Here is an 8,800-nt window from a genome sequence, read left to right as displayed (position 1 = left end):
GTCTCGGAGGGGGTCGGGGCGGCGGAGTCCATGGTCGCGAATCTAGCCCGGACGGCCGACACGGAGGGGCCCGCCGCACCGCTCGCCGGCGCGAGTCGACCCCGCCGGCGGCGCCCGTGTAACGATCTGGTGAACCGTGCGCGACCCGGCGGAGTGGCGGCTCCGGCGCTCGGATACTCTCTCCCCTGGCGGGACCCGAGCCGCCGCAGGGAGAGTGGTGGCGTGCCCAGGGACAGGACCGGCGCCGTCGTGCGGGCTCCCCGTCACAGTGCCGTCCCGCTCCCGCCCGCGGCGTCCCGCGCAGCCTCCTCGAGCGGCGTCCTCGCCGAGACCGGCCCCGTCGAGCCGACCGCCGTCGCACCCTCGCACCGCCGGCCGATGGGCGACTCCGGCCACGACCTCTTCCCCTTCGTGCTCGACGCGGCGGCCCTCGGCCGCGACGACGGTGCCGCGCTGCTCGAGCGCTACGCGGCGTGGGGCGGCAACGGCGTCGTCGTCACCGACTCGAGCCTCGCGGAGGGCGTCGGCGGCTGGCCCGCCGGACACCGCGACCGGGACCGCTTCCTCCTGATCGGCCGCTTCGCCGCTCCGGTCGGCGCCCCCGCGACGCCACGTGCGCTGGTGGACGGTGTCGAGGGGGCGCTGCGCCGCCTCCGCACCGATCGCCTCGACGTGCTGGCGGTCCGCCCCGACGGGGCCGGGCGCCTCGACGAGCTCCTCAGCGCTGTCGACGTGCTGCTGGCGCGCGGGCTGGTGCGGTCGGTGGTCGCCTCCGGGTTCTCCCCGGAGGAGCTGTTCGAGGCGCGCGTCCTGGCCGCCCACGGGCTGCCCCGCCTCGCCGGCGCGGAGGTCCGCTGGAACCTGCTCGAGCGGCCCGGCTCGGAGGGCGATCTCGGCCTCGTCGCCGCCGGCCAGGGACTCGCCCTGCTCGCGACCGTCCCCCTCGCCCACGGGTTCCTCCGCGGCGCCGAGCGCACCCGCCGCGAGCTCGGCCGCCTGCCCGACGGGGCACTCGCCGCCGCCCACCTCGGGCGCCGCGGACGCCGGGTCCTCGCCGTCCTCGACGCGATCGGTGCCGAGCTCTCGGCCGCTCCCGCCGCCGTCGCCCTGGCCTGGCTGCTCGGCCGGCCGCGGCTGACCGCCGCGACGGTCGCCCCGCGCTCACCCGCCGACGTGGACGCGCTGGTGCGCGCGGTCTCGCTCGAGCTCGACCCCGGACACCTGGCCGCGCTGGAGCGCGCGCGCCGCTGACCGCGCCCGTCCGCGACGCCCCCTGCACCTCTCCCGCCACGGCGCGACAGCCCGGCTCGGGCCGCCGTCGCGGTGGCCTAGGGTGGGCACGATGAATCACGGAGTCGCACTGCCCCTCGACCAGCCGGAGACGTCAGTCCGGGCCGCAGGCGGATCCACGGTCCGCCGCTCCGTCCTCCCGAGCGGTGTCCGCATCCTCAGCGAATCGGTGCCCGGCGCCCGCAGCGCCACGATCGGCTTCTGGGTCGCCGCGGGTTCTCGCGACGAGCGGCCCGGCCGCCCCGCGACCGCGGGCGAGCCCGCCGTGCCCTCCAACGTCGGCTCGACGCACTTCCTCGAGCACCTGCTGTTCAAGGGCACGCAGAAGCGGTCCGCCCTCGACATCGCCGTGTCCTTCGACTCCGTGGGCGGGGAGCACAACGCTCTCACCGCCAAGGAGTACACCTGCTACTACGCCAAGATCCAGGACCGCGACCTCCCGATGGCGGTCGAGGTGATCGCCGACATGGTGACCTCGAGCCTGATCGATCCGGACGAGTTCGAGACCGAGCGCGGGGTCATCCTCGAGGAGCTGGCGATGGCGGACGACGATCCGGCCGACGTGGCGGGCGAGAAGCTGTTCGAGGCCGTGTTCGGCGACCACCCGCTGGGCCGCCCGATCGGGGGCACCGCCGCGACCATCGGCGAGGCCACCCGGGACGCGGTCTGGGCGCACTACCGCGCCGCCTACCGCCCGCGAGACGTGGTGATCACCGTCGCCGGCGCCGTCGACCACGAGGCGCTCGTCGCGCTGCTCCAGCGGGTCCTCGTCGCCGACGGCTGGGACCTCGGCACGGCGGCCCCGCCCGTCGAGCGGCGCGTCGGCGGCCGTGCGTCCTACACCCGCGGCAGCGCCCTGTCGGTGGTGCACCGCCCCACCGAGCAGGCGAACCTGCTGGTCGGCTTCCCCGGTCTCGCCGCGGGCGACGAGCGGCGGATGACGATGGGCGTCCTCAACTCGATCCTCGGCGGAGGCATGTCCTCGCGGCTGTTCCAGGAGGTGCGCGAGAAGCGCGGCCTGGCCTACTCCGTCTACTCCTTCGCCCCGTCCTACTCGGACGCGGGCCTCTTCGGGCTCTACGCCGCGTGCACCCCGGCGAAGGCGGGGACGGTCGCCGAGCTCCTGCTCACCGAGTTCCACCGCCTCGCCGAGGACGGCGTCACCGACGACGAGCTCGCCCGCGCCCGCGGCCAGCTCTCGGGAGCGGCGGCGCTCGCGCTGGAGGACTCCGACACCCGGATGTCGCGCCTCGGACGCGCCGAGCTGACCTTCGGCGAGTTCGTCGACCTCGACGAGAGCCTGCGCCGACTCGCCCTCGTCGGCGCGGAGGACGTCCAGGCACTCGCGGCAGACTTGGCCCGGGGGCCGTCGTCGATCTCGGCCGTCGGCGCGGTCGACGAGTCGGCCTTCGCCGGGATCGCCGGGATCGAGAGCGCCTCCGCGATCTGATCCGATCGTCGAACGCCCGCTGACCGCGCACCGCCGCGCCGCACCAGGGAGGACCCCGTGTCCCACTACATCTACCTCGTCCGCCACGGCGAGCAGCAGGACGCCGAGCACGGCATGCCGGACGGCCCGCTCTCGGCCCGTGGTGAGCGCCAGGCGAGGCTCATCGCCGAGCGGCTCGGCGGAGTCCCCTTCACCGGAGCGTGGCACTCGCCGCTGCGCCGGGCCGAGGAGACGGCCGCGCGCTTCCAGACGCTTCTGCCGAGCCTGCCGCTCCAGCCGTCCTCGCTGCTGTTCGACTGCATCCCCTCGGGGCCGACCCCGGACATGCCCAAGGCGTTCGAGCCCTTCTTCGGCAGCGTCACCGCGGCCGAGATCGAGGCGGGGCACGCGCAGATGCAGGACGCGGTGGCCGAGTTCCTGGCGCCGTCGCGCGAGGACCGCCACGACCTCCTCATCACCCACAACTTCGTGATCGGCTGGTTCGTCCGCCACGTGTTCGACGCTCCCGACTGGCGGTGGCTGGGCCTCAACCAGGCCAACTGCGGGCTGACGATCATCCGCGTCCGCTCCCGCAAGCCGCCGGTGCTCGTCGTGCACAACGATCTCTCGCACCTGCCCGTGGAGCTGCGCACCGGCCTGCCCGAGGCCCAGCCGTACTGAGCCGCGGGCTACGCTGAGTCGGTGACTACCTCCGTCGCCGTGGTCGGCGCGTCCGGCCGACTCGGCTCGTTCACCTGCTCGCTCATCGAGGCGTCGAGCGAGTTCTCGCTCGTCGCGCGGCTCGGCTCGCGGAGCGATCCCGCCGAGATGCTCGCGGCCGACGTCGTCGTCGACATGACCGTGCCGGCCGTCAGCCAGCAGATCGTCGACTTCGCCGTGGCCAACGGGAGGAAGGTGCTCGTCGGCACCTCCGGCTGGACCGGCGACCGGATCGCGGCCCTCCGGCGCAGCGTCGCCGAGCAGCCCGAGGCCGGTGTCGTGATCATCCCCAACTTCTCGCTGGGCTCGGTGCTCGCGACCGCGCTGGCCACCGTGGCCGCGCGGTTCTTCGACGCCGCCGAGATCGTCGAGACCCACGGCGCCCGCAAGGTCGACTCGCCCTCCGGGACCGCGGTCCGCACGGCCGAGCTGCTGCTGCGCGCCCGGGCCGAGCTCGGTCCGGTGCAGGCTCCGCACACCGACCAGCGGGCCCGCGGCCAGCAGGTCGCGAGCGTCCCGGTCCACAGCCTCCGCCTGCCCGGAGTGGAGGCGCGCCAGGAGGTCGTCTTCGGCGGCACCGGCGAGACGGTCACCATCCGGCACGACACCACCTCGCAGGCCTCCTACGAGCAGGGCGTCCTGCGCGCTCTCGACGCGGTCCGGACGACCACGGGCGTGGTGGTGGGCCTCGACGCGCTGATCGACCTGCGCGCCGCCTTCGACGCCGCGCCTCTCGCCGAGCGGCCGGTCGACGAGCAGCCCGTCATCGACCGGGCTCCGTCCGGCCAGGCCGCCGCAGCGACGAGCACCCCGTGAGGACCCGCGTCGGCGTCGTCCTGATGGCGGTCCTGCTCGCCCTCTACCTGTTCGTCTGCCTGCAGTACTCCGTCGTCGCCTTCGCCGCGGCGACGGTGCCCGGCATCGTGATGGGCGTCGGCCTGCTGATCCTCGGCGCCGTCGGCGTCTGGGGGCTCGTGCGCGAGCTGCTGTTCGGGCTCCGCGCCGAGAAGCTGGCCCGTCGGCTGGAGGGCGAGAACGCGCTGCCGCAGGAGGTCCTCGACTCGCGGGCCAGCGGGCGTCCGCTCCGGGAGGAGGCGGACGCGCTGTTCCCGCAGTACGCGGCGGAGGTCGACGCGCAGCCCGGGAGCTGGCGCGCCTGGTACCGCCTCGGCCTCGCCTACGACGCCAGCGGCGACCGCAAGCGCGCCCGGGGCGCCATCCGCCGGGCCATCGCGCTGGAGCACGAGGCTCCGGCCTGACCGCTCGGCCGCGACCCGAGCGCGGCTCTCCGGGCGAGGACCGCTCAGGCGTCCCGGATCAGGCGAGCACCCACTCCAGCGCCTCGCCGACCGTGCGGTGGCGGAACTCGAAGCCGTCGTCGAGCAGCCGCTGGGGGACCAGGCGCTGGCTCGAGAGCAGGAGCTCGTGCCCGGCGTCGCGCAGCGCGAGCTCGATGATCTTCTCGGGGACGGCCAGCTTGAACGGGCGGTGCAGCTGCTCGGCGAGGGTGCGCATCACGTCGTTCGCGGTCGCCGGCACCGGTCCGGCCAGGTTCACCGGGCCCGAGAGTGAGGACGTGAGCAGGTGGCGGATCGCCGCGGCCTCGTCGTAGAGGCTGATCCAGGGCCAGGCCTGGTTGCCGCTGCCGAGCGGCCCGCTGAGGCCGAGCTTCGTCAGGGGCAGGAGCGGCTTGAGCGCGCCGCCGTCGCCGAGGACGAGCCCGGTGCGAGCTGTGACCACCCGCGTGGCCTCGGGCGCGAGGTGGGCGGCCTTCTCCCAGCGGTCGACGACGTCGGCGAGGAACCCGTCGCCGCGCGAGGACTGCTCGGTGAGCTCCTCGCCTGGGCGGTCTCCGTAGTAGCCGACCGCGGAGGCGTTGATCAGCGTCGTCGGCGGGGTCGAGGACATCCGCATCGCGTCGGTGAGGGTCTGCGTGGACTGGATCCGCGAGTCGAGGATCTCCCGCTTGTAGGACGCGGTCCACGGCAGGCGGCTGATCGAGGCGCCGGAGAGGTTGATCACGGCGTCGACGCGGTCGAGCACGCTGAAGTCGAGCATGTGCGAGGTGGGCGCCCAGTGGAACTCGTCCGGGCTCGACGGCGCGTGGCGCACCAGGCGCAGGATCTCGTGCCCCTCGGCGCGCAGCTGGCGGGTCAGCTCGGAGCCGATCATCCCGCTGGCGCCCGAGATCAGGACGCGGAGCCGGGGAGCGGACGCATTCGGCCGGGCCGAGGGCAGCTCGGACGGCGTCGACACGTGCTCGCCCGGCGTGCGCGCGGCGCGTCGCGGCGAGCCGGAGTCCGTGGTCCCGTCGTGGTCGGAGTGCCGTGCGGATGAGTCGCTCATGGTGCCTCCCGGAGCCGGTCGCGGGCCGCCCGCGAAGCGGACCCAGCCTAGAGCCTCACGCCCGGGAGCCGGCCGAGCGCCCGACCAGGCCGGCCCGCGCGAGCACGAGGTAGAGCTCGCAGCCCAGGCAGAGGCCGAACACGGCGTTGAGGAAGGCGGCGAGGAAGGCGACGGCCGCGGCGACCGGAACCGATCCCGGGACGCCGGCGACGTGCAGGAGGACGCCGGTGCCGGTCACCACCAGGCCGATCAGCTGGGCGAAGCGCGGCGGGCGGGCGTCCTCCCACTCGCGCGGCGGTGCCAGGTGCGGCCGGACCACCCGGCGGAACAGCACCGCCCAGGGGCCGGAGCCGACGCCGCGCGCGGCCGACCAGGCGAAGAGGGCGGCGAGCGCGAGCAGCAGGAGGAAGCCGGGCTGGGAGAGCCGGCCGTCGAGGTCGGCCCGGGCCGGGGCCGCGAGCCCGAGGCCCACGGCCGTGAGGAGGAGTGCGGCGGTGACTCCGGCGGCGACCCTCGGACCGCGGGGATCGACGGTGCCGGACGGGGGAGTGGCGCCGGTGGTGGAGGGGGAGCGGGTGCTCATCATGTCTCCTGGAGTCGGTCGAGCTCGATGGTCAGGGCGGCGCGGGTCGGAGCGCCGCCGATGCGGCTGCGCGGCACTCCGTCTCGATCGAGCAGGAGGAGCGTGGGCGTTTGCCGGACGCGGAAGCGCGCCGCGAGGTCGGGGCGGTGCGTCAGATCGACGTCGAGGTGCGCCAGCCCGGGCCGCTGCTGGGCGAGCTCCCCGACCATCCGTCGCACTGCAGGGCACCGCGTGCAGACGTCGGTCGAGAACTGCACGACTGTGGCCCGGGTCCCGAGCACTGCGCCGGGGACGAGCTCGCCGGGGTCGATCGCGGGGTCCTGGCGCGAGGGGGCGCTCGCGACGCGCCCGGAGCGGGCCCGATGGACAGCCCCGAGGACGACGCCCAGCACGACGAGGCCGAGCAGTGCGGCGAGGATCGTCACGGGCTCCATCCGGGAAGCGTAGGTCGGCGCGGGCGCTGCGCGGACGACTGTTTCGGGATGTGACGACGGCCGCGGTCGGAGCGTGGTCTAGGTTCGATCCGTGACCGAACAGAGCAGCCTCAGCGCAGACCCGAGTAGTCCCGTCTTCCGCAGTGATGTCGTCGTCGAGCTGGTCCGCGCGAGCGCCCACGACTCCGACGTGCTGTTCGCGGCCCGCGTCTCGACCCAGGGCGAGAAGACGCTCGCCGAGGCGCTCGACGGCGAGGAGTCCGACGCCGAGCTGCAGCGCAAGCGCGACCGCGGCCTGATCAACTACCTCATGCGCGACCGCCACGGCTCGCCGTTCGAGCACAACTCGATGACCTTCTACGTGCAGGCGCCGATCTTCGTTTTCCGCGAGTTCATGCGGCACCGCATCGCCTCCTACAACGAGGAGTCGGGCCGCTACCGCGAGCTCCGTCCGGTCTTCTACGTGCCCGGCCCCCGCCGCAACCTCGTGCAGGTCGGCAAGCCCGGCGCCTACTCCTTCGAGCCGGGCACCCCCGAGCAGGCCGAGCTCGTCGCCGAGGAGACGCGCCGCGTCAGCACGCAGGCCTACGAGTCGTACCGGCGGATGCTCGGCGAGGGCGTCGCCCGCGAGGTCGCCCGGATCGTCCTCCCGCTGAACATCTACTCGTCGATGTACGTCACGCTCAACGCCCGCTCGCTGATGAACTTCCTCTCCCTGCGCACCAAGCGCGAGGACTCGACGTTCCCCTCCTTCCCGCAGCGCGAGATCGAGATGGCGGCCGAGCAGATGGAGACGCACTTCCAGGAGCTGATGCCCCTCACGGCCGCCGCCTTCACCGCGAACGGCCGCGTCGCTCCGTAGCCCGCCGCCCGGCGAGGACGAGCGGGCCGTCCCGCCCGATCCGCGTGCTGCCGTCCGCGCGGGCGGCTCCGGGAACCTCCTCCCGGCGGCGCGGCGGCGACCCGCTACCCTGGCAGCGTGTCAACTCCGGAGAATCCCTTCGGCCAGGTCCTGGTCGCCCTGGTCACCCCGTTCACCGCCGACGGCGAGGTCGACTGGCCCGGTGTCGAGAAGCACATCGACGACTGCATCGCAGCGGGCGCGGACGGCATCGTGGTCACCGGGACCACGGGCGAGACCAGCACCCTGACCGACCCGGAGAAGATCCGCCTCGTCGAGGTCGGCCGCTCGGTCGCCGGGGGCCGCGCCAAGATCATCACGGGAGGCGGCTCGAACGAGACCGCCCACGCCATGCAGCTCGCCCGTCAGAGCGAGAAGGCCGGCGCCGACGGCAACATGATCGTCACCCCGTACTACAACAAGCCCACGCAGGCGGGCGTGCTCACCCACTTCCGGATGATCGCGGATGCGACGGACCTGCCGGTGATCCTCTACGACATCCCCGGCCGCACCGGCGTGCCGATCCGCTACGAGACGATCCTGCGGGCGGCCAAGCACCCGAACATCCTGGCCGTGAAGGACGCGAAGGGCGATCTCTCCGAGGTCAGCCGCGTGCTCAACCAGACCGACCTGATGTACTTCTGCGGCGACGACGCGAACGTGCTCCCCGAGCTCGCCATCGGCGCCACGGGGCTCATCGGCGTCACCGCGAACATCGCCGCCGCGCCGTACCGCACGATCGTCGACGCCGTGAACGCGGGCGACCTCCACGCGGCCACCCGCGCGCACCAGCAGCTCGAGCCGCTCGTGCGCGCCGTGATGACGCACGTCCCCGGGACCGTCGCCGCGAAGTACATCCTGCACGGCCTCGGCCGCATCTCCTCGCCGCGCGTGCGGCTGCCCCTGGTCGGCCCGGAGGAGTCGGAGGCGGCGCTCATCGAGGACGAGCTCGGCCTGGTCCGCGACATCCCGGGCGTCGACTTCCGCAACTTCCGGCCCGACCGCAACGCCGCGGCCGGCGGCGCCCTCCCGAAGGTCGCCGGCACCACCCGCTGAGCCCGAGCGGCACGTCCCGAGAAAGCACCGCTGGAGAAGGA

Annotated in this window: 10 protein-coding genes; 7 read left to right on the top strand and 3 right to left on the bottom strand. The window is 74.1% G+C overall.

Features of this window, described 5'->3' with window-relative positions; genetic code table 11:
- Positions 1 to 222 precede the first annotated feature (222 nt).
- The 5 genes from C5C49_RS14540 to C5C49_RS14520 all read left to right on the top strand — a co-directional run bounded on the left by C5C49_RS14540 (position 223) and on the right by C5C49_RS14520 (position 4,698).
- Positions 223 to 1,251, top strand: coding sequence for an aldo/keto reductase (locus C5C49_RS14540; protein ID WP_146086937.1), 1,029 nt, complete (start codon positions 223 to 225; stop codon positions 1,249 to 1,251).
- A 91-nt stretch (positions 1,252 to 1,342) separates the two neighbouring features.
- Complete coding sequence (locus C5C49_RS14535; RefSeq protein WP_104224504.1) at positions 1,343 to 2,740, top strand: pitrilysin family protein; 1,398 nt, start codon at positions 1,343 to 1,345, stop codon at positions 2,738 to 2,740.
- 57 nt (positions 2,741 to 2,797) lie between these two features.
- Complete coding sequence (locus tag C5C49_RS14530) at positions 2,798 to 3,400, top strand: histidine phosphatase family protein (protein WP_104224462.1); 603 nt, start codon at positions 2,798 to 2,800, stop codon at positions 3,398 to 3,400.
- A 21-nt stretch (positions 3,401 to 3,421) separates the two neighbouring features.
- Positions 3,422 to 4,255 (top strand): 4-hydroxy-tetrahydrodipicolinate reductase, encoded by an 834-nt coding sequence (gene dapB / locus C5C49_RS14525; RefSeq protein ID WP_104233262.1) that lies wholly within the window; start codon positions 3,422 to 3,424, stop codon positions 4,253 to 4,255.
- Positions 4,252 to 4,698, top strand: a complete 447-nt coding sequence (locus C5C49_RS14520) for a hypothetical protein (RefSeq protein WP_104346423.1) — start codon at positions 4,252 to 4,254, stop codon at positions 4,696 to 4,698. The genes dapB and C5C49_RS14520 overlap by 4 nt, the downstream gene beginning before the upstream one ends.
- A 58-nt stretch (positions 4,699 to 4,756) precedes the next feature.
- On the opposite strand, the gene C5C49_RS14515 is transcribed toward C5C49_RS14520, so the two are convergent.
- The 3 genes from C5C49_RS14515 to C5C49_RS14505 are packed head-to-tail and all read right to left on the bottom strand — an operon-like array spanning position 4,757 to position 6,802.
- Positions 4,757 to 5,785, bottom strand: coding sequence for a TIGR01777 family oxidoreductase (locus C5C49_RS14515; protein ID WP_104226299.1), 1,029 nt, complete (start codon positions 5,783 to 5,785; stop codon positions 4,757 to 4,759).
- 55 nt (positions 5,786 to 5,840) lie between these two features.
- The gene (locus C5C49_RS14510) at positions 5,841 to 6,368 is read right to left on the bottom strand and encodes a DUF4395 domain-containing protein (protein WP_104224466.1); all 528 of its coding nucleotides are present in this window, start codon (positions 6,366 to 6,368) and stop codon (positions 5,841 to 5,843) included.
- Complete coding sequence (locus C5C49_RS14505) at positions 6,368 to 6,802, bottom strand: thioredoxin family protein (protein ID WP_104346422.1); 435 nt, start codon at positions 6,800 to 6,802, stop codon at positions 6,368 to 6,370. The genes C5C49_RS14510 and C5C49_RS14505 overlap by 1 nt, the downstream gene beginning before the upstream one ends.
- Positions 6,803 to 6,893: 91 nt before the next feature.
- Here C5C49_RS14505 and thyX point away from each other — a divergent pair, with 91 nt between their 5' ends.
- Complete coding sequence (thyX, locus tag C5C49_RS14500) at positions 6,894 to 7,664, top strand: FAD-dependent thymidylate synthase (RefSeq protein ID WP_104224468.1); 771 nt, start codon at positions 6,894 to 6,896, stop codon at positions 7,662 to 7,664.
- A gap of 117 nt (positions 7,665 to 7,781) precedes the next feature.
- Positions 7,782 to 8,759, top strand: a complete 978-nt coding sequence (gene dapA, locus C5C49_RS14495) for a 4-hydroxy-tetrahydrodipicolinate synthase (protein ID WP_104224469.1) — start codon at positions 7,782 to 7,784, stop codon at positions 8,757 to 8,759.
- Positions 8,760 to 8,800: the final 41 nt, after the last annotated feature.

Origin of the sequence: Rathayibacter sp. AY1E2, assembly GCF_002932325.1 — a bacterium.
GTDB lineage: Bacteria > Actinomycetota > Actinomycetes > Actinomycetales > Microbacteriaceae > Rathayibacter.
The sequence above is the reverse complement of the archived record's forward strand: the minus strand, read 5'-3'. Positions and strand labels throughout refer to the sequence as shown.